The sequence below is a fragment of the Oleiphilus sp. HI0123 genome (assembly GCF_001635315.1).
The window spans coordinates 1-1,080 of the sequence record NZ_LWGE01000390.1; the positions used below are offsets into that span (position 1 = coordinate 1).

At 46.7% G+C, this 1,080-nt stretch carries 2 protein-coding genes; one reads left to right on the forward strand and one right to left on the reverse strand.

Annotated elements, in window-relative coordinates; all coding sequences use genetic code 11:
- A partial coding sequence (locus A3761_RS26830) for a hypothetical protein (RefSeq protein ID WP_197472798.1) occupies positions 1-325 on the forward strand: 325 nt, incomplete at its 5' end.
- Here the strand turns inward: A3761_RS26830 and A3761_RS03690 are convergent.
- Positions 322-1,080: DMT family transporter (locus tag A3761_RS03690; protein ID WP_156491570.1), on the reverse strand; the 759-nt coding region annotated here is incomplete at its 5' end. The two genes, A3761_RS26830 and A3761_RS03690, sit on opposite strands and share 4 nt — an antisense overlap.

The window sequence follows — 1,080 nt, forward strand, 5'->3', positions numbered from 1 at the left end:
CAACAAGGGAATTGGCAGTGAAACCCGCCAGCGAGCAGCTAAAATTAATAAAATGGGTATCAAACTCTATGGAGAGAAAAAAGTTAAAGAGGCAGCAGAGGAGCTAAGACGCGCCCTTCCCCTCACCCCAAGGCATATCTCGCTCAACCTGAATTTGGCGCAAGTACTACTACGACTATATAAACGCAGTGCGGATGCTAGCTTATTGAAAGAAGTCGACGAGTACCTGCATCGAGTCAGACATATTCCCCGTCACCACAAAGAGTATTCACGCTATCATTATTTAATCGAGCGCCGCGCCAGCATGGAAGAAGCAAAAGACTAAAGCGACTCCTCTTTCAGTGGCGCTTTCTTCCTACCTTCTATATAGCGACGGAAATAGCTTCGTAACAAGGGTATGCGGTAAACCAGTATCCCACAAAAAATTAACACACAACCCAGCAGCTGATTGCTTGTCATTCTTTCGCTTAAGAAATATGCGCCTAAGATTGCTGTCCACACGGGCTCCAGAATAAAAACCATGGCCGCACTGTTTGGGTCCAGTTTTGCTAGCGCTTTAGTTTGCAAGGCGAAACGTAAACTTGTAGCGATAAAAGCGCTGCACAACAGCCACACCCAAGCCATATAGGATAAATCAGCTGGCCAACTCTCAGTTAGCAGTGCGGCAACTGTCGCGACGATTGCAATGGCGACAAGCTGTAAAGATGTCAGAGCCATATAAGAGATACCTTGTGCATAACGCCCCGTCAAAATGACATGCAGCGCAAAACCCAAAGTTGACATAAAGAAGAAAGCATGGGATTCCTTAAATTCAAAGCCCAAACCACCTCCTGGCTCAGCCCGTAATGCTAAAAGCGCCAAACCAATAACTGCGGGAATCAACGCACAAATAAGGTAGAAGGTGATCTTGGTACCAAAGATTAGTCGCGCGATTAGCGGAACGAAGACGACTGCCAAGCTCACGATAAAAGCACCTTCGCCGATATTATCGGTTTGGTCCACCGCTAAGACCCAAAGCAACAATGCACAACCTAACAGGATACCCGTACCTATTCCCTTAACAAACTGATGCCGCTTAAG